A 17,912-nucleotide genomic window follows, 5' to 3' on the forward strand; every position below is an offset into this window, starting at 1 on the left:
TTCCTCCTGCGGGTCCATCCCGCGCGAACGGGCCTTCGCATGGTGCCTCGACGTCCTGTGCCCCGACTGGCGGGGCCTGGTGCTGCACGAGTCGTCGCCGGCCGACCGGTCGATCTCGGCGCGCATGCGGACCGAGTGCCCGGGGTATATCGGCTCGCAGTTCTTCCCCGACGTTCCGCCGGGCGAGACGCGGTCGAGCATGCGCTCGGAGAACCTGGAGGCGCTGACCTTCGCGGACGAGAGCATCGACCTGCATGTGCATCTCGACGTGCTCGAGCATGTGAACGACCCCGCCGCCTGCTTTGCCGAGATGGAGCGTACGCTGAAGCCCGGCGGCCGGATGCTGTTCACGACCCCCGTCTACGAGGGCAAACCGAAAACCGAACGGCGCGCCCATTACGGCCCCGAGGGCGTGCGTCATTTCGCCGAGCCCGAGTATCACGGCAATCCCATCGATTCGCGCGGCGCGCTCGTCACGTTCCATTTCGGCACGGACCTCTCGGACCTGATCCTTGCCTGGGCGCCCTCGTGCGGTGTGCGCATGATCACCCTGAACGACCCGCGCATCGGCGTTCTCGGAGAGTTCCGCGAAGTGTTCCTGGTGGAAAAGCGGGCATGAACCCTCTGCGGGGGATGTGCCGGGCGGCACCGTGGCGCCGCGATCGAACGATGCGCCAGCCCGTGGAAAGGGCGGAGCCGGACCCGCCGGATCGGCGCTTCCTTGGCCGCGCTACGGGCCCTCCACCCCTTGGCGTCGGCGGCGCAGCGCTCTTCGCTGCCGACGGATCCCCTTGACCCACAGCCGCAATCGCCGGCCGTCCGCCGGCCCTGACGGAGACGAGACATGGAAAAATTCACCCCGCTCACCGGCATTGCTGCCCCGCTTCCCCTGATCAATGTCGACACCGACATGATCATCCCCAAGCAGTTTCTGAAGACGATCAAGCGCTCGGGGCTCGGAAAGCATCTTTTCGACGAGATGCGCTACGACGAGAACGGGGAAGAGAACCCGGATTTCGTGTTGAACCGGGCGCCCTATCGCGATGCCGAGATCCTGATCGCGGGGGAGAATTTCGGCTGCGGCTCCTCTCGCGAGCACGCGCCCTGGGCGATCAAGGATTTCGGCATCCGTTGCATCATCGCGCCGAGTTACGCCGACATCTTCTACAACAACTGCTTCAAGAACGGGATCCTGCCCGTGGCCCTGCCGCAAGAGGCCGTGGACGCGCTGATGCGCGATGCCGAGAAAGGCGCGAATGCCCGCATCGCGGTGGACCTCGAGGCGCAGACCGTGACCTCGCCCGACGGCACGGTCTACCCGTTCGAGATCGACGCCCACATGAAGCACTGCCTTCTCGAGGGCCTCGACGACATCGGCCTCACGCTGTCGAAATCCGCCGCGATCGATTCCTTCGAATCGCGCGCCTCCGCCGCGCGCCCCTGGGTCTGAGGGGCGTTCGGCGCAGGCCAGCATTGTGGGCCCGCGCCCCTTACCCACAAAATGTTGAAAAAAGGCGAAAAATGTGCCTATCCGACCCCGGATTGGTGCAATGTCGCATCAGTTTTTCCCCGAAAACGCCGCAATCTCCCCGTTAGGTGGGCGGGCAACTTGAGAGTTGGGACGGAAAAGGGCAGAAATCGGGCAAAAATGAGGCAGGCCGTCCGTCCCGGCGGAAAACGGCAAAAAACGCGGGAACGGCATTGCATCGTTCCCCTCGGGTACGAAGGGATAAGTCCTTGATGCGACGGCTCGTCGGCGCAACTCTGCGCGCGCTCTGCGTCCTGGCGCTTGTCATCGCGCCGGCGCTTCTGCTTCCGGGGGTCAGCCCGTCCTCCGGGCTGCTGATCCCGCTCATCGCGTTGATCGCGGCCGCCTTCACCTTCATGGAATACGCCACCGACTACCCCAGCTTCGTGGAATTCCGCGACGCGCCGCCTTTCAATCGCCTGCGCTTCGCAAGCCTCTTCGGGGTCGTCGCACTGACGGCCGTCGTCTGCGCCGACGTCATCGAACCCACCCTCTTCACCGGGGCGATGTTCTCGCTGGGCCTGTTGATCGGCGACCTGGCGGATTTCCCCTATTCCCCGGTCCGGCTCCTCCTGATCGCGCTGGCCGAGACGGCGCCCGTCTCCTACCTCGACATCGCGCTCAGTGCGGCGGGTCTCGCGCTTCTGGTATCGGCCGCGACGCTCGCCGCTTTCGCGCTGCTCGTGCGCCTCCTGAACTGGCCGTTGCAGTCCGGCGCCTTCAACGTCTGGGTGAACATGCCGCTTTTCGACCCGACGAGCGGCGGGGACGTGTTGCTGCGCCTGCGGCGCGACGCCCGGCTGAACGTCGCGATCGGCTGCCTTGTACCTTTCATCCTTCCCGCGCTCGTGGCACTTGCGGGCGTGCTGCTCGGACCGCTCCATTTCGGCGATCCGCACACCCTGATCTGGATGATGAGCGTATGGGCCTTCCTGCCCACCAGCATGATCATGCGCGGTATCGCCCTTCACAGGGTCGCCGACCTCGTGGAGGAAAAGCGCCGCCGCACCTACGGAGAGCTGGCCGCCGCCTGAGGCGCGCGGCCGCGCTTGCCGCGCTGGCGCTGCTTGCACTCGTCGCGCCCGCCGCCGCCGATCCGCTTCGCATTGCCACGTTCCACGCGGAACTCACGCGCCGCGGGCCCGGCCTTCTGCTGCGCGACATCCTGCGCGGAGAGGACCCCCAGATCGCCGCGGCCGCGCAGACGATCGCCCACGCCGCACCGGACGTGCTGTTGCTGACCGGCATCGACTACGATCACGGCCTCGCGGCGCTCGGCGCCTTTCGCGACCGGATCGCGGAGGCGGGCCACGCGTTTCCGCATCTCTTCGCGCGTCGGCCCAATACCGGCATGGCCACGGGCCTCGACCTCGATGGCGACGGGCGGCTCGGCGGGCCGGGCGATGCGCAGGGCTGGGGACGGTTCGCCGGCGCCGGCGGCATGGCGCTCCTGTCGCGCCACCCGATCGACGGCTCGGCGGCGCGCGACCTGAGCGACCTGCTCTGGGCGGAGGTGCCGGGCGCGCTCGTGCCGGACGCGATGCCCGAGGATCACCGCGCGGTGCGCCGCCTGTCCACGACCGGGCACTGGATCGTGCCGGTGCGTCCGGCGGCCGGCCCCCTGCTCGTGATCATGGCCTTTTCCGCCTCGCCCCCCGTCTTCGACGGCCCCGAGGACATGAACGGGCGGCGCAACCACGACGAGATCCTGCTCTGGCGGCACGTGATGGACGGCGCCTTCGGCCCCGCGCCGGATGCGCGCTTCGTGATCCTCGGCAACGCCAATCTCGATCCCGTGGACGGCGAGGGGCGCCACGCCGCGATCCGCGCGCTTCTGGACGACCCGCGCCTGCAGGACGCGCGCCCCGGCAGCGAAGGCGGGCGCGCCGCCGCCGGCCCCGGCCACGCGGGCGACCCGGCGCGCGACACCGCCGACTGGCGCGAACCGGCGCCCGGCAACCTGCGCGTCGACTACGTCCTGCCGTCGGCGGACTGGGAGGTGACCGCCGCGGGCGTGCTCTGGCCGGATGACGGCCCCCTTGCCGAAACCGCGGCACACGCCAGCCGTCACCGCCTCGTCTGGGTGGATCTCGCCCCGCTTGACCCCGTGGAAGCCAGTGAGTAGGCGGTCGCGAACCCTGTCGAAGGAGGCCCTCGCCCATGTCCACCCGCTCGCTTCTCATCCTGCCCGGTGACGGGATCGGCCCCGAGGTGATGGCCGAGGTGCGCCGCATCATCGACTGGTTCGGCGAGACGCGCGGGCTGGCCTTCGAGGTGGAGGAGGACCTGGTGGGCGGGGCGGCCTACGACATGCACGGCACGCCACTCGCCGACGCCACCATGGCCAAGGCGCAGGAGGTGGACGCGGTGCTTCTGGGCGCCGTCGGCGGCCCGAAATACGACGATCTGGATTTCTCGGTGAAGCCCGAGCGCGGGCTTCTGCGCCTGCGCAAGGAGATGGATCTTTTCGCCAATCTCCGGCCGGCGCAGTGCTTCGACGCGCTGGCGGAGTTCTCGTCGCTCAAGACGGAGGTCGTGGCCGGGCTCGATATCATGATCGTGCGCGAGCTGACCTCGGGCGTCTATTTCGGCGAGCCGCGCGGCATCATCGAGGACGGCAACGAGCGCGTGGGCATCAACACCCAGCGCTACACCGAAAGCGAGATCGCGCGCGTCGCGCGCTCGGCCTTCGAACTCGCCCGCCGGCGCTCGAACAGGGTCTGCTCGATGGAGAAGGCCAACGTGATGGAATCCGGCGTGCTCTGGCGGCAGGTGGTCCAGGAGGTGCACGACGCGGAATACCCCGACGTCGAGCTGTCGCACATGTATGCCGACGCGGGCGCAATGCAGCTCACCCGCTGGCCCAGGCAGTTCGACGTGATCGTGACCGACAACCTCTTCGGCGACCTGCTGTCCGACCTCGCGGCGATGCTGACGGGCTCGCTCGGCATGCTGCCCTCGGCCTCGCTCGGCGCGCCGATGGCGAATGGCCGGCCCAAGGCGCTTTACGAGCCGGTCCACGGCTCGGCGCCGGACATCGCGGGCGAGGGCAAGGCCAATCCCTGCGCCTGCATCCTCTCCTTCGCCATGGCGCTGCGCTACTCCTTCGACGAAGGCGCGGAGGCCGACCGGCTGGAGCGCGCCGTGGAATCCGTGCTCGCAAAGGGCGTGCGGACCGCCGATCTCATGAACGCGGAAGGCCGCGCCCCCGCCTCCACGCGGGAGATGGGAGACGCCGTTCTCGCCGCTCTCGACGAGAGCCTCTGAGCCGCGATCCGCTCTTGCCAAGCCCCGCGCGAGGGGCTATGCGGCGCGTCACGGTCGGAGTGTAGCTCAGCCTGGTAGAGCACCGTCTTCGGGAGGCGGGGGTCGTAGGTTCGAATCCTGCCACTCCGACCATTCATCGGACAGGAATGACGGCGGGGCCGAAGGCCGCAAGGGCGCAGGCGCTGCAAGGCTGTTCGGGCCAGAGATCCGCGCCCGGAAGACGCGCCGTGGCGCGCCGCGTCGGGCCAGGCGTCACACTCCAGGGTACGGCTTGCGCCGCCGACAGCCTCACCACTCGCGGCGGCGGGATGCAGCCCCGGGCCTGTCCGTCCCTGCGTCGAAAGACCGATGCGGCGTCCCGCCTGCGACCTTGTGCGGTCCGGCACGCCGGAGTGGGGCGGGCCCTGCCCGGGCCCGGCCTCAGATGTAGTAGAGATCGCGGAAGACGTGCTGGACGATTTCGTCGCGCTTCAGTCCGCGCGCGGCGAGTTCATCGTCGGTCATGTCGTTCAGCGTGTCGACGCGGTGCACGCGCCGGCCCACGTCGCTGGCCATCGCGAGCGCGTCGCCGATCGCCACGAGAAAAGCCATGAAGCCGCTGCGCCGGGTTGGCGCGAAGTCTGTTGCTGTCGAGTCCGTCATCTGGAAACCTCGCTTCGGTTTGCGTGTTTCCTCCCTGCCCGGATAGATAGACAGCGCCCGCCCGCATGACCACGGGCGGCGCTGCATAGCCGGATGACGCCTGGCGCAAGCCTGGCGGCCGCGCGTCAGCCTTCGTCGGTGCCGGTGGAGGCGCGCTCCGGCATCGGCGGCGGCGGAGACGGTGCGCGCTTGGGCTTCGGACGGGGCGGGTTGTCCGGCGTGTCGGTGGACGCGACGATCCGCGGCGTCGCCGGCCGCGCCGCAATCGTCGCGGTCGGCGTCGCGGGCTTGGCGGCGGGCCGCTTGCGCGCGGGCGCTTTCGCCTTGCGGGCGCTTGGCGTGGGCCGCGCGGGCCGCGGCGCGGCCGGTTGCGCGCCGTGCATCCAGGGCGAGGCGAACATCACGTCGAAGCAACTGCGCGCGATGAGCGTGCCGATGCGCATCTGCGCCTCGATCGTGTGGCTGCAAAGACGGAAGGCGGCGACCGACATGGCGACCGGGTCTGCGGCGGTTTTCATGCATCTCTCCCTTGTCGAGGCGTTGCGGCCCGGTCCGGGACCGCCGACGCCTTTCGTGCGCGGGCCGGGCGTCAGACCGCTGCGCGGGCATCGAACAGCCACCGGTTGAAGCGGTGACGGCGGTAGCACCCGCATGTTTCCTACATATGACACTGGCCCCCAGCATGTGAGTCCACTCGGCCGCTGATGCGCCACGCTTCGCGGAAACGCGCCGAAAGAGGCAGTCATTGCCCCGATCGGCGTTTTCTTCGGCAAGACCGGACGCAAGGACGTCGGCGAAAGGGCCGCAAATCTTTTACCGCTTGATAAAAATTTTTGGCTGTGAGACGTTTTCTTCAAGAAAAGACCGACAGAGAGGTGGACGATGACCCCGAACGCGCTGGCCGAGGGCATCAGGCCCGGCCGACTGGACGAGGAGAGCCTTCTGGAAGGATTCTGCGACGTCCACCCCCGGCTCGATCCGCACGAGGCGATGGTCGCCGCCGACCGCTGCTATTTCTGCCATGACGCGCCCTGCATCGCCGCCTGCCCGACCGAGATCGACATCCCGCTCTTCATCCGACAGATCGCCACGGGCACCCCCGAGGCGGCGGCGAAGACGATCTTCGAGCAGAACATCCTCGGCGGCATGTGCGCGCGGGTCTGCCCGGTCGAGACCCTGTGCGAGGGCGCCTGCGTCCGCGAGACGGCGGAACGCAACCCGGTCGAGATCGGGCGTCTTCAGCGCTACGCGACGGACACGCTGATGGCGGCCGGCAGTCACCCCTTCCGGCGCGACGCGCCGACGGGAAAGCGCATCGCCGTCGTCGGCGCGGGACCGGCCGGCCTTGCCTGCGCGCACCGGCTGGCGATGAAGGGACATGACGTCGTGATCCACGACGCGAGGCCGAAGCCCGGCGGCCTCAACGAGTACGGCATCGCCGCCTACAAGACCGTCGACGGCTTCGCCGAGCGCGAGGTCGACTGGCTGATGCGGATCGGCGGCATCACGCTCGAGCAGGGTCGGGCGCTGGGCGCCGACATGACCCTCGACACGCTGCGCGACGCCTACGACGCGGTGTTCCTCGGCATCGGTCTCGGCGGGGTCAACGCCCTCGGCCTCGACGGCGAGGACCGGGAGGGCGTCGACGACGCCGTCGATTTCATCGCGGAACTTCGGCAGGCCGAAGACCTGGCCGCCCTGCCGATCGGGCGCGACGTGGTGGTGATCGGTGGCGGGATGACCGCGGTGGACGCCGCGGTGCAGGCGAAACTCCTCGGCGCGCTCAACGTCACCATGGTCTATCGCCGCGGGCGCGACCGGATGAACGCGAGCCGCAAGGAACAGGACCACGCGGCGCGGCGCGGCGTGAAGATCGTCACCAACGCGGTCCCGGTCGCCGTGCACGGCAACGGCGCAGTGCGCGAGGTCGAATTCGAGTTCGTCGTGGACGACCTGGCCCCGACCGGCGCGCGCTTCCGCCTTCCCGCCGATCAGGTCTTCAAGGCGATCGGCCAGCGGCTCGACGGTGCGGCGCTCCCGGAGCTCGACCGCGGCAAGATCGCGGTGACCGGCGCGGGACGTACCAGCGTCGAGGGCGTCTGGGCGGGCGGCGACTGCGCGGCGGGGGGCGACGACCTCACCGTGACGGCCGTGGCCCAGGGTCGCGACGCCGCCGAGGACATCCACCGCGCGCTCGCGGGCTGACCGCCGGGCCGCCACCAGCCAGGGAACACCGATCATGGCCAATCTCGCCTCCGACTTCGTGGGGATCAGATCCCCCAACCCCTTCTGGCTGGCCTCCGCGCCGCCCACGGACAAGGAATACAACGTCCGCCGCGCCTTCGAGGCGGGCTGGGGCGGGGTGGTCTGGAAGACGCTCGGCCTTGACCCGGCCATCGTGAACGTCAACGGCCCGCGCTACGGCGCGATCTGGGGGGCGGACCGGCGCCTTCTGGGCATGAACAACATCGAGCTCATCACCGACCGCCCGCTGGAGGTGAACCTTCGCGAAATCAAGGCCGTCAAGCGCGACTGGCCCGACCGGGCGATGGTCGTCTCGCTCATGGTTCCCTGCGAGGAGGAGCCTTGGGCCTGGATCCTGAAACAGGTGGAAGACACCGGCGCCGACGGGGTGGAGCTGAATTTCGGCTGTCCCCACGGCATGAGCGAGCGGGGCATGGGCTCGGCCGTGGGCCAGGTGCCCGAGTACATCGAGATGGTGACCCGCTGGTGCAAGGCGAACACCCGGATGCCGGTCATCGTGAAACTCACGCCCAACATCACCGACGTCCGCAAACCCGCCGCGGCCGCGCTCGCCGGAGGCGCGGATGCGGTGAGCCTGATCAACACGATCAACTCGATCACCGCGGTCGATCTCGACCTGTTCGCGCCCGAACCGACCATCGACGGCAAGGGCGCGCATGGCGGCTATTGCGGCCCCGCGGTGAAGCCCATCGCGCTCAACATGGTGGCCGAGATCGCCCGGACGCCGGAACTCGCACATCTGCCCATCAGCGGCATCGGCGGCGTCACCACATGGCGCGACGCCGCCGAGTTCCTGGCTCTCGGCGCGGGCAATGTGCAGGTCTGCACGGCCGCCATGACCTACGGCTTCAAGATCGTGCAGGAGATGATCTCGGGCCTCTCGCAGTATCTCGACGAAAAGGAGATCGCGCTGCCCGACCTGATCGGACGCGCGGTGCCCAACGTGGTGGACTGGAACGCGCTCAACCTCAACTACGTGACGAAAGCGCGGATCGACCAGGACATGTGCATCAAGTGCGGGCGCTGCTTCGCCGCCTGCGAGGACACGTCCCACCAGGCGATCACCATGTCGCCGGAGCGCGTGTTCGAGGTGGACGACAGCGAATGCGTGGCCTGCAACCTCTGCGTCAACGTCTGCCCGGTGCAGGACTGCATCACAATGGTGCGCATGGAGGCGGGCGCAGTGGACCCGCGCACCGGCGAGGTGGTGCGCGAGGCTTATGCCAACTGGACGACGCATCCGAACAACCCGGCCGCGGCCGAGGCGGCGGAGTGAGCCGGAGCCCGCCATCTTTCGATCGAAAGATGGCGGGCGACCCGGGTGGGAGACGGAAGATTTTTCGATCGAAAAATCTTCGGACCCGTCAGCAGATCACGCGCATGTCGCCGGCGTTGCAGATGATGATGAACTGTCCGCCGCATTCGATCAGGTAAAAGCCCCGCGCGCGCACCTCCTCGATCAGCGCCTCGCGCCCGATCTCGCGCTCGACATCGCGGACCGAGCGGCGCAGCACGCCCCCGCGCGCCGCCACCTTGGCGTGGAAGATGCGCCGGCCCCAGGAGGGGTGCCGGACCGGCAGGGCGGGCGGGGCGAGATCGTGGGCCATGGCCCCAACTCTTGCCCGATCAGCGTAAACGGCGCCTTAATCCTGCTGCGGCGTCAGCAGCTTGCGGAACAGCGTCTCGACATGCGCCCCAGCCCGATCCCACACGTCTCCCTCGGGCATCAGCACCGCGATCTGGGCCTCGAAATCGGCGTAGTGCTGCGTCGTCGCCCAGATCGAGAAAATGAGGTGCCGCGGATCCACGGGCGCGAGCCGCCCCTCGGCCACCCAGCGCGCGATCAGCGCCGCCTTCTCGTCCACCAGCGGTTTCAGTTCCGATTTCAGATGCGGGCGCATGCGGGGCGCGCCCTGCACGATCTCGTTCGCGAAAAGACGGCTTTCGGACGGAAATTGCCGGCTCATCTCGAGCTTTCGGCGGATATAGCCCATGAGTTCCTCCAGCGGCTCGCCCATCGGGTCGAGCCGCCGCAACGGCTCCAGCCAGGTTTGCATGAGCTGGGCCAGAAGCGTGACGTGGATCTCTTCCTTGCCGTCGAAGTAGTAGAGGATGTTGGGTTTCGACAGCCCGGCCGCCGCGGCGATCTGGTCCAGCGTCGCGCCGCGGTACCCTTCCGTCGAGAACACCTCGAGCGCGGCCTCGAGGATACGGGCGCGGTTCCGGCGCTGGATGCGGGTCTGCTTTTGCGGCGGGCTCTGATCCAATGCCGGGGTCCTGATGATTTTCGCGGCAGCGTCACCGGTCGTGCGCCTGCCGGCAAGAGTGCCGCCTGTCAAACCTTGACAGGCCATGGGGCGGTTGCAATGCTCGATTGACCAAACGGTAAAAAGTTGCGGCGCGCGACGCAAGCCCGGACACAGGCTGCGCCCGCGCGACCGCGACCACGACAGGGAGCGCGGGATGGCGGCACCGGCCGAGAATCTCAGGATCGACGGTGACAGGCTCTGGGACAGCCTGATGGACATGGCAAGGATCGGCCCCGGCGTCGCGGGCGGCAACAATCGCCAGACGCTGACCGATGCCGATGCGGAGGGCCGCGCGCTTTTCCGGGAATGGTGCGAGGCGGCGGGGCTTTCGATGGGCCTCGACTCGATGGGCAACATGTTCGCCCACCGCGACGGCGCGGATCCCGCGGCTCTGCCGGTCTATGTCGGCAGCCATCTCGACACCCAGCCCACCGGCGGCAAGTACGACGGGGTTCTGGGCGTGCTCGGCGGGCTGGAGATCATCCGCACGATGAACGATCTCGGGATCCGCACGAAGCATCCGATCGTGGTGACGAACTGGACCAACGAGGAAGGCACGCGCTTCGCCCCGGCGATGCTTTCGTCCGGCGTCTTCGCCGGCATGCATGACGAGAGCTGGGCGAAGGACCGCACCGATGCCGAGGGGAAACGCTTCGGCGACGAGCTGGAGCGCATCGGCTGGAAGGGCGACGAGCCGGTGGGCGCGCGCAAGATGCACGCCTTCTTCGAGCTGCACATCGAGCAGGGCCCGATCCTCGAGACCGAGGGCAAGGACGTGGGCGTCGTCACCCACGGGCAGGGGCTCTCCTGGACGCAGGTCACGATCACCGGAAAGGACGCGCATACGGGCTCGACCCCGATGCCCATGCGCCGGAACGCGGGCCTCGGCATGGCGCGGGTGCTGGAATTGGTGGACGAGATCGCGCTTTCGCACGCACCCGACGCGGTGGGCGCCGCGGGCCACATCGACGTCTACCCGAACTCGCGCAACGTGATCCCGGGCAAGGTGGTCTTCACCGTGGATTTCCGATCGCCCGAACTGGCGGTCATCCAGGACATGGAGGCGCGGCTGCGCGCCGGCGCCGGGAAGATCTGCGCCGACATGGGGCTCGAGGTCGCCTTCGAGAAGGTGGGCGGCTTCGACCCGGTGGAATTCGACCCCGACTGCGTGAAGGCCGTGCGCCACGCCGCCGAGCGGCTGGGCTACTCGCACCGCGACATCGTCTCGGGTGCGGGGCACGACGCGTGCTGGATCAACCGCGTGGCGCCCACGGCGATGGTGATGTGCCCCTGCGTGGACGGGCTCTCGCACAACGAGGCCGAGGAGATCAGCCAGGACTGGGCCCGGGCAGGCGTCGACGTGCTGATGCACGCGGTGCTCGAGACGGCGGAGATCGTGGAGTGACGGCGTGAGCGACAGCGCCATGGCGGCGCGCATCGACGCGATGCTGGACGCCGAGGAAGCGGCGTGGGACGGCGCCGGGCCACCCCGCGCGGGCACGCTGCACGAGTTCCGCCGGCACCGCCGCCCGCCGCGTCCCGTCACGGTCAACTTCTCCGGCGGGATCACGCAGACCTGCTGGTCGGTGACGCGCACGAACGGATCCTACCGGGTCATCTATCTGCCGACGGCAGGCTATTTCTCGCTCTGCGTGGAAAGCGATTTCGGCCCGCTGGACATCGGGGTGCACGGCCCCGCCATCGACTGCTTCGGCTCGGTCTGACCGGACAGAGGACAACAGGGAGACGACGCCAATGAGCAAGGTCATCAAGGGCGGCACCATCGTCACGGCCGATCTGGTCTACAAGGCCGACGTGCTGGTCGAGCGGGGGCGCATCGCGAAGATCGGCGCGGAGCTGACAGGCGACGAGGTGCTCGACGCCACAGGCTGCTACGTCATGCCGGGCGGGATCGACCCGCACACCCATCTGGAGATGCCCTTCATGGGCACCTATTCCGCCGATGACTTCGAAAGCGGCACGCGCGCCGCTTTGGCGGGCGGCACCACCATGGTCGTCGATTTCGCGCTGCCCCAGCCCGGGCAGGGGCTGATGGACGCCATACAGATGTGGGACAACAAGTCGACGCGGGCGAACTGCGACTACTCGTTCCACATGGCGATCACCTGGTGGGGCGAGCAGGTGTTCGACGAGATGAAGCAGGCGACGGAGCGCGGCATCAACACGTTCAAGCATTTCATGGCCTACAAGGGCGCGCTGATGGTCAACGACGACGAGCTTTTCGCCTCGTTCCGGCGCTGCGCCGAACTGGGCGGCATTCCCCTCGTCCACGCCGAGAACGGCGACGTGGTGGCCGATCTCCAGCAGAGGCTTCTCGCCGAGGGCAACGACGGGCCGGAAGGCCACGCCTACTCCCGCCCGCCAGAGGTGGAGGGCGAGGCGACCAACCGCGCCATCATGATCGCCGACATGGCGGGCGTCCCGCTCTACGTCGTGCACGTGTCGTCGGAGGACGCGCACGAGGCGGTGCGGCGGGCGCGCATGCAGGGCAAGCGCGTCTGGGGCGAGCCTCTGATCCAGCACCTCACCCTCGACGAGAGCGAGTATTTCGACAAGGACTGGGACCACGCGGCGCGGCGGGTGATGTCGCCCCCCTTCCGCGACAGGAAGCATCAGGACAGCCTCTGGAACGGGCTGGCGAGCGGCAGCCTCTCGGTCGTCGCCACCGACCATTGCGCCTTCACCACCGAGCAGAAACGCTACGGGGTTGGCGACTTTACCAAGATCCCGAACGGCACCGGCGGGCTCGAGGACCGCATGCCGATGCTGTGGACCCACGGGGTCAACACCGGCCGGCTCACCATGCAGGAATTCGTGGCGGTGACCTCGACCAACATCGCCAAGATCCTGAACGTCTATCCCCGGAAGGGCGCGATCCTCGAAGGCGCGGATGCCGATATCGTGGTCTGGGATCCGGCGAAGGAAAAGACGATCTCGGCCGACACGCAGCAATCCGCCATCGACTACAGCGTCTTCGAGGGAAAGCATGTGAAAGGGCTGCCGCGCTTCACGCTCACCCGGGGCAAGGTGGCCGTGCATGACGGCGAGATCCGCACCGAGGAAGGCCACGGCCAGTTCGTGGAACGCCCGCCGATGGGGCCGGTGAGCACCGCGCTGTCCACCTGGAAGGAGCTCACCGCGCCCCGCAAGGTGGAGCGGACCGGCATTCCGGCGAGCGGCGTGTGAACGCACCGGCCAAGGGATTGGCGGCGAGGGGAGAGACCGGCGGCATGAAGGACACGCGCGCGAGCGAGGCGGTGATCGAGGCCCGGGATCTAGACCTTGTCTTCGAGACGGGCGACGGCCCGGTGCAGGCGCTGAAGGATGTGAACCTTGCCATCGGCAAGGGCGACTTCGTGAGCTTCATCGGCCCGTCGGGCTGCGGCAAGACCACGCTTCTTCGAGTCATCGCGGCGCTGGAGCACCCGACCGCGGGTTCCATGACCGTCAACGGCATGACGCCCGACGCGGCGCGGCAGGCCCGCGCCTACGGCTACGTCTTCCAGGCGGCGGGGCTTTACCCCTGGCGCACTATCGGGCGCAACGTACGCCTGCCGCTTGAGATCATGGGGTATTCCCGGGCCGAGCAGGCCGAACGCACCCGCCGCGTGCTGGAGCTCGTCGATCTCGCGGGGTTCGAGAACAAGTTCCCGTGGCAGCTTTCTGGGGGGATGCAGCAGCGCGCCTCGATCGCCCGCGCGCTCGCCTTCGACGCCGACATCCTCTTGATGGACGAACCCTTCGGCGCGCTCGACGAGATCGTGCGCGACCATCTGAACGAGCAGCTTCTCGCGCTCTGGGCGCGGACGGGCAAGACCATCGCCTTCGTCACCCATTCGATCCCCGAGGCCGTCTATCTTTCGACGAGGATCGTCGTGATGTCCCCGCGACCGGGCCGTATCACGGACGTGATCGAAAGCCCCCTGCCCGCCGAACGCCCGCTCGACATCCGCGACACGCCGGAATTCATCGAGATCGCCCACCGCGTGCGCGAGGGGCTTCGGGCGGGGCACGGCCATGACTGAGAGCGGCCGATGAGCAGCGCCGCCGAGATCGCCGCGCCGGGCGCGGGCACCGGGCGCAGCGCGCCCTGGCTCGGCCGGCTGGGCGACCGGGTGCTGCCGGTCCTGACAGTCGTCGCGGCGATCGTCGCGATCTGGTATGTCGCGGCGGTCTTCCTCAACGCGCAATGGGCCGAGGACCAGGCCCGGCGCGCGGGCGTCGAGCTTTCGACGATCGAACTCGTCGCCGACACCTGGAGCCAGGACAAGCCCAAGCTCCCGGCCCCGCACCAGGTGGCGATCGAACTCTGGGAGACGACGGCCGAGAAGGCCGTCACCTCCAAGCGCTCGCTGGTGTATCACAGCTGGGTCACGCTCAGCTCCACGCTTCTGGGCTTTCTCATGGGCACCGCGCTCGGCATCGCGCTGGCCGTGGGGATCGTCCACAACCGCGTGATGGACATGAGCGTGATGCCCTGGGTCATCGCGAGCCAGACGATCCCGATCCTCGCCCTCGCGCCGATGATCATCGTGGTGCTGAACGCCGTCGGCATCTCCGGGCTCCTGCCCAAGGCGGTGATCTCGATGTATCTTTCCTTCTTCCCCGTGGTGGTGGGCATGGTGAAGGGGCTGCGCAGCCCGGACGTGATGCAGCTCGACCAGATGCACACCTGGAACGCCTCGGACCGGCAACGCTTCTGGAAGCTTCGGTTGCCGGCCTCGATGCCGTATTTCTTCGCGTCGCTGAAAGTCGCCGTGGCGGCGAGCCTCGTGGGCGCGATCGTGGGCGAACTGCCCACGGGCGCGGTGGCGGGGCTGGGGGCGCGCCTTCTCGCCGGCAGCTATTACGGCCAGACGATCCAGATCTGGTCGGCGCTGATCATGGCGGCGATCCTGGCGGCCCTCTTGGTGGGGCTGATCGGCGTCCTGCAGAAGATGGTGCTCCGGCGCATGGGCATGGAGGCGCAGGGATGACCGGCTGGCTCGCGCTCGGCCTCCTCGCATGGGGGCTGGGGTGGTGGACGAACGTCCGCCTCGCGCGGCTGCCGAGGAGCCGTGTCACCTCCCTCGCCGTGCCCGCCGTCTTCGGGCTGACGCTCGTGGTGATCTGGGAGAGCGTCGTTCGCGGCCTCGAGATCCCCGCCGTTCTCCTGCCCCCGCCCTCGGCCATCGCGGCGCGCTTCGCCGCCTCCACCGGCATCCTGTGGGAGGACTTCGTGCAGACGGTGATCCGCGGCGCGCTCACCGGCTATGTCCTCGGCTGCGGCGCCGCGGTGCTGACCGCCATCGCCGTGGACCGCGTGCCCTTCCTGCAGCGCGGGCTCCTGCCCGTGGGCAACTTCGTCGCGGCGCTGCCCATCATCGGCATGGCGCCGATCCTCGTGATGTGGTTCGGATTCGACTGGCAGTCGAAGGCCGCCGTGGTCGTGGTGATGGTGTTCTTCCCGATGCTGGTGAACACCGTGCAGGGGCTGCGCGAAAGCGCACCGATGCAGCGCGACCTCATGCGCACCTACGGCGCGGGCTACTGGCAGACCCTTCTCAAGCTGCGCCTGCCCGCAGCGATGCCGTTCATCTTCAACGGGCTCAAGATCTGCACCACGCTCGCCCTGATCGGCGCCATCGTCGCCGAATTCTTCGGCTCTCCGGTGAAAGGCATGGGCTTTCGCATCTCCACCAGCGTCGGCCAGCTTGCGCTGGACCTGGTCTGGGCGGAAATCGTGGTGGCAGCGCTCGCCGGATCGGCCTTCTACGGCGCGGTCGCATTGATCGAGCGGGCGGTGACCTTCTGGCATCCCTCGCAGCGAAGCCGGGCGTGAGGCGGAAAAGACGGCAGGCAAGACCGTGGAGCATCGAAAGATCAAAAGGTCCAACAAGGAGAGAACCATGAAACATCTGAAGACTTCCGTAATCGCGGGCGCGCTGATGGCCGCCGGCACGCTTGCCCAGGCCGCCGACGAGGTGACGCTGCAGCTGAAGTGGGTCACCCAGGCCCAGTTCGCGGGCTACTACGTCGCCCAGGAAAAGGGCTTCTACGAGGAGGAAAACCTCGACGTCACGATCAAGCCCGGCGGCCCGGACATCGCGCCCACCCAGGTGATCGCGGGCGGCGGCGCCGACGTCACGGTGGAATGGATGCCCGCCGCGCTCGCCGCGCGCGAGAAGGGCCTGCCGCTCGTCAACATCGCGCAGCCCTTCAAGAGCTCGGGCATGATGCTCACCTGCCTCGAGGAAACCGGCGTCACCGGCCCCGAGGACTTCCCGGGCCGCACGCTCGGCGTCTGGTTCTTCGGCAACGAGTTCCCGTTTCTCAGCTGGATGAGCCAGCTCGGCATCCCGACCGAGGGCGGCGAGGACGGCGTGACGGTGCTCAAGCAGGGCTTCAACGTCGATCCGCTGCTCCAGGGCCAGGCCGACTGCATCTCGACCATGACCTACAACGAGTACTGGCAGGTGATCGACGCGGGCATCACGCCCGAGCAGCTGGTGACCTTCAAGTACGAGGACCAGGGCGTCGCCACTCTGGAGGACGGCCTTTACGTGCGTGAGGACCGGCTCGAGGATCCGGAGTTCGCGGACAAGATGGTCCGCTTCGTGCGCGCCTCGATGAAGGGCTGGAAATACGCCGAGGAGAACCCGGACGAGGCGGCGATGATCGTGCTCGAGAACGACGCCACCGGCGCGCAGACCGAAAAGCACCAGAAGCGGATGATGGGCGAGGTGGCCAAGCTGACCGCGGGCTCGAACGGCGCGCTCGACCCCGCGGACTTCGAGCGCACGGTGGAAAGCCTGCTCTCCGGCGGCTCGGACCCGGTGATCAGCGCGCATCCGGGCAACGGCGCCTGGACCCACGCGATCACCGATGCCGCGCTGAACTGAGCGCACGGAAACCGGGCAAGGGGCCGGCGTTCGCGCCGGCCCCTTTTCGTTGCCCGGCGGGCGGGCAGGGCCGTCACAAAACTTTTGCGGAACTGACATGAAGCGGTTGCGGCGCGCCCGTACTGCGGCGGCAACCGCTCTGGAGGTCGCCGCTTGCTACGTATCGACAAACTGACCAGGCGTTTCGGCGTGAACACGGCCGTGGACGCCGCCGACATCACCATCGACAAGCCCACGATGGTGGGCATCATCGGCCGATCGGGCGCGGGCAAGTCGACGCTTCTGCGCATGCTGAACCGGCTGACCGACGCCTCCGAAGGGCGCGTGTTCTACGAGGATCTCGAGATCACCGCCCTGACCGGAGCCGCCAAGCGCCGCTGGCAATCCGACTGCGCGATGATCTTTCAGCAGTTCAACCTCGTGCCGCGGATGGACGTCGTCTCGAACGTGTTGCACGGCACGCTAAACCAACGCTCCGTCCTCGCGACGATGTTCAACCTCTTCCCCGCGGACGACATCCACCGCGCGATCGACATCCTCGACCGGCTCGGCATCGCCGAGCACGCGCCGAAGCGCGCCGAGGCGCTGTCGGGCGGCCAGCAGCAGCGCGTGGCCATCGCCCGGGCGCTGATGCAGGACCCGCGGATCATCCTCGCCGACGAGCCCATCGCCAGCCTGGACCCGATGAACGCGCAGATCGTGATGGACGCGCTTCGCCGCATCCACGACGAGGACGGGCGCATGGTGATCTGCAACCTGCACACGCTCGATACCGCGCGGCGCTACTGCGAACGCGTCATCGGCATGCGCGACGGGCGCGTGGTGTTCGACGGTACGCCGGACCAGCTGACCACCGGCGTGGCGCGCGACATCTATGGCGCCGACGCGAGCTTCTCGGAGGCGGCCACCTCGACGTCGCTCCAGGCTCTCGAGGCGCGGCAGGAACGCGCCCTGCGCGAGGCCGAGGCCACCGTCTGACCGACACCCCGTTTCAACCCC

The 17,912-nt window shown here is 68.3% G+C and carries 19 protein-coding genes and 1 tRNA gene; 16 read left to right on the plus strand and 4 right to left on the minus strand.

The features are described from left to right. Positions 1–79 precede the first annotated feature (79 nt). From AB6A66_RS06585 to AB6A66_RS06610, 6 genes are all read left to right on the plus strand, one after another. The gene (locus AB6A66_RS06585; RefSeq protein WP_371055258.1) at positions 80–619 is read left to right on the plus strand and encodes a class I SAM-dependent methyltransferase; all 540 of its coding nucleotides are present in this window, start codon (positions 80–82) and stop codon (positions 617–619) included. 225 nt (positions 620–844) lie between these two features. Continuing rightward, the gene (gene leuD / locus AB6A66_RS06590) at positions 845–1,450 is read left to right on the plus strand and encodes a 3-isopropylmalate dehydratase small subunit (RefSeq protein ID WP_371038140.1); all 606 of its coding nucleotides are present in this window, start codon (positions 845–847) and stop codon (positions 1,448–1,450) included. Positions 1,451–1,740: 290 nt separating this feature from the next. After that, complete coding sequence (locus tag AB6A66_RS06595) at positions 1,741–2,562, plus strand: hypothetical protein (protein WP_371055259.1); 822 nt, start codon at positions 1,741–1,743, stop codon at positions 2,560–2,562. Beyond that, the gene (locus AB6A66_RS06600; protein ID WP_371055260.1) at positions 2,451–3,653 is read left to right on the plus strand and encodes an endonuclease/exonuclease/phosphatase family protein; all 1,203 of its coding nucleotides are present in this window, start codon (positions 2,451–2,453) and stop codon (positions 3,651–3,653) included. Before AB6A66_RS06595 ends, AB6A66_RS06600 begins: the two co-directional genes overlap by 112 nt. Positions 3,654–3,688: 35 nt before the next feature. Next, a complete protein-coding gene (leuB, locus tag AB6A66_RS06605; RefSeq protein WP_371055261.1) occupies positions 3,689–4,795 on the plus strand; it encodes a 3-isopropylmalate dehydrogenase in 1,107 nt (368 codons plus the stop codon). A 55-nt stretch (positions 4,796–4,850) separates the two neighbouring features. Beyond that, a tRNA-Pro gene (locus AB6A66_RS06610) sits at positions 4,851–4,927 on the plus strand. 288 nt (positions 4,928–5,215) lie between these two features. Here AB6A66_RS06610 and AB6A66_RS06615 read toward each other — a convergent pair. Beyond that, entirely contained in the window at positions 5,216–5,386 is a 171-nt protein-coding gene (locus tag AB6A66_RS06615; protein WP_371038136.1) for a DUF1127 domain-containing protein, read from the minus strand. A gap of 176 nt (positions 5,387–5,562) precedes the next feature. Next, positions 5,563–5,955, minus strand: a complete 393-nt coding sequence (locus AB6A66_RS06620) for a hypothetical protein (protein ID WP_371055262.1) — start codon at positions 5,953–5,955, stop codon at positions 5,563–5,565. Between the two features lie 364 nt (positions 5,956–6,319). On the opposite strand from AB6A66_RS06620, the gene AB6A66_RS06625 reads away from it, so the two are divergent. Both AB6A66_RS06625 and preA read left to right on the plus strand, forming a co-directional pair. Continuing rightward, a complete protein-coding gene (locus AB6A66_RS06625; protein ID WP_371055263.1) occupies positions 6,320–7,642 on the plus strand; it encodes an NAD(P)-dependent oxidoreductase in 1,323 nt (440 codons plus the stop codon). A gap of 34 nt (positions 7,643–7,676) precedes the next feature. Continuing rightward, a complete protein-coding gene (gene preA, locus AB6A66_RS06630) occupies positions 7,677–8,978 on the plus strand; it encodes an NAD-dependent dihydropyrimidine dehydrogenase subunit PreA (RefSeq protein WP_371055264.1) in 1,302 nt (433 codons plus the stop codon). Positions 8,979–9,066: 88 nt separating this feature from the next. Here the strand turns inward: preA and AB6A66_RS06635 are convergent, their stop codons facing one another. Beyond that, positions 9,067–9,309 (minus strand): hypothetical protein, encoded by a 243-nt coding sequence (locus tag AB6A66_RS06635; protein ID WP_371055265.1) that lies wholly within the window; start codon positions 9,307–9,309, stop codon positions 9,067–9,069. 36 nt (positions 9,310–9,345) lie between these two features. Further along, positions 9,346–9,969 (minus strand): TetR family transcriptional regulator C-terminal domain-containing protein, encoded by a 624-nt coding sequence (locus AB6A66_RS06640; protein WP_371055266.1) that lies wholly within the window; start codon positions 9,967–9,969, stop codon positions 9,346–9,348. Between the two features lie 196 nt (positions 9,970–10,165). Between AB6A66_RS06640 and AB6A66_RS06645 the strand changes: the two genes are divergently transcribed. The 8 genes from AB6A66_RS06645 (at position 10,166) to phnC (ending at position 17,891) form a co-directional block, all read left to right on the plus strand. After that, positions 10,166–11,416: a Zn-dependent hydrolase gene (locus tag AB6A66_RS06645; protein WP_371055267.1), complete on the plus strand. Its 1,251-nt coding sequence runs from the start codon at positions 10,166–10,168 to the stop codon at positions 11,414–11,416. Between the two features lie 4 nt (positions 11,417–11,420). Continuing rightward, a complete protein-coding gene (locus AB6A66_RS06650; protein WP_371055268.1) occupies positions 11,421–11,735 on the plus strand; it encodes a hypothetical protein in 315 nt (104 codons plus the stop codon). A gap of 31 nt (positions 11,736–11,766) precedes the next feature. Continuing rightward, a complete protein-coding gene (hydA, locus tag AB6A66_RS06655; protein ID WP_371055269.1) occupies positions 11,767–13,218 on the plus strand; it encodes a dihydropyrimidinase in 1,452 nt (483 codons plus the stop codon). A gap of 44 nt (positions 13,219–13,262) precedes the next feature. Next, positions 13,263–14,057, plus strand: coding sequence for an ABC transporter ATP-binding protein (locus tag AB6A66_RS06660; RefSeq protein WP_371055270.1), 795 nt, complete (start codon positions 13,263–13,265; stop codon positions 14,055–14,057). Positions 14,058–14,066: 9 nt separating this feature from the next. After that, a complete protein-coding gene (locus AB6A66_RS06665) occupies positions 14,067–15,008 on the plus strand; it encodes an ABC transporter permease (protein ID WP_371055271.1) in 942 nt (313 codons plus the stop codon). Further along, positions 15,005–15,853, plus strand: coding sequence for an ABC transporter permease (locus AB6A66_RS06670; protein ID WP_371055272.1), 849 nt, complete (start codon positions 15,005–15,007; stop codon positions 15,851–15,853). The genes AB6A66_RS06665 and AB6A66_RS06670 overlap by 4 nt, the downstream gene beginning before the upstream one ends. Before the next feature lie 67 nt (positions 15,854–15,920). Then, the gene (locus tag AB6A66_RS06675) at positions 15,921–16,913 is read left to right on the plus strand and encodes an ABC transporter substrate-binding protein (RefSeq protein ID WP_371055273.1); all 993 of its coding nucleotides are present in this window, start codon (positions 15,921–15,923) and stop codon (positions 16,911–16,913) included. A 153-nt stretch (positions 16,914–17,066) separates the two neighbouring features. Continuing rightward, the gene (phnC, locus tag AB6A66_RS06680; RefSeq protein ID WP_371055274.1) at positions 17,067–17,891 is read left to right on the plus strand and encodes a phosphonate ABC transporter ATP-binding protein; all 825 of its coding nucleotides are present in this window, start codon (positions 17,067–17,069) and stop codon (positions 17,889–17,891) included. Positions 17,892–17,912: the final 21 nt, after the last annotated feature.

The organism is Rhodosalinus sp. K401, assembly GCF_041365735.1.
Classification (GTDB): Bacteria; Pseudomonadota; Alphaproteobacteria; order Rhodobacterales; family Rhodobacteraceae; genus Rhodosalinus.

Excerpts from the sequence above, each read along its gene's own strand:
- leuD (WP_371038140.1), top strand. The coding sequence starts at position 845 with ATGGAAAAATTCACCCCGCTCACCGGCATTGCTGCCCCGCTTCCCCTG.
- AB6A66_RS06595 (WP_371055259.1), top strand. The coding sequence starts at position 1,741 with ATGCGACGGCTCGTCGGCGCAACTCTGCGCGCGCTCTGCGTCCTGGCG.
- AB6A66_RS06600 (WP_371055260.1), top strand. The coding sequence starts at position 2,451 with ATGGGCCTTCCTGCCCACCAGCATGATCATGCGCGGTATCGCCCTTCA.
- leuB (WP_371055261.1), top strand. The coding sequence starts at position 3,689 with ATGTCCACCCGCTCGCTTCTCATCCTGCCCGGTGACGGGATCGGCCCC.
- AB6A66_RS06615 (WP_371038136.1), bottom strand. The coding sequence starts at position 5,386 with ATGGCTTTTCTCGTGGCGATCGGCGACGCGCTCGCGATGGCCAGCGAC.
- AB6A66_RS06620 (WP_371055262.1), bottom strand. The coding sequence starts at position 5,955 with ATGAAAACCGCCGCAGACCCGGTCGCCATGTCGGTCGCCGCCTTCCGT.
- AB6A66_RS06625 (WP_371055263.1), top strand. The coding sequence starts at position 6,320 with ATGACCCCGAACGCGCTGGCCGAGGGCATCAGGCCCGGCCGACTGGAC.
- preA (WP_371055264.1), top strand. The coding sequence starts at position 7,677 with ATGGCCAATCTCGCCTCCGACTTCGTGGGGATCAGATCCCCCAACCCC.
- AB6A66_RS06635 (WP_371055265.1), bottom strand. The coding sequence starts at position 9,309 with ATGGCCCACGATCTCGCCCCGCCCGCCCTGCCGGTCCGGCACCCCTCC.
- AB6A66_RS06645 (WP_371055267.1), top strand. The coding sequence starts at position 10,166 with ATGGCGGCACCGGCCGAGAATCTCAGGATCGACGGTGACAGGCTCTGG.
- hydA (WP_371055269.1), top strand. The coding sequence starts at position 11,767 with ATGAGCAAGGTCATCAAGGGCGGCACCATCGTCACGGCCGATCTGGTC.
- AB6A66_RS06660 (WP_371055270.1), top strand. The coding sequence starts at position 13,263 with ATGAAGGACACGCGCGCGAGCGAGGCGGTGATCGAGGCCCGGGATCTA.
- AB6A66_RS06665 (WP_371055271.1), top strand. The coding sequence starts at position 14,067 with ATGAGCAGCGCCGCCGAGATCGCCGCGCCGGGCGCGGGCACCGGGCGC.
- AB6A66_RS06670 (WP_371055272.1), top strand. The coding sequence starts at position 15,005 with ATGACCGGCTGGCTCGCGCTCGGCCTCCTCGCATGGGGGCTGGGGTGG.
- AB6A66_RS06675 (WP_371055273.1), top strand. The coding sequence starts at position 15,921 with ATGAAACATCTGAAGACTTCCGTAATCGCGGGCGCGCTGATGGCCGCC.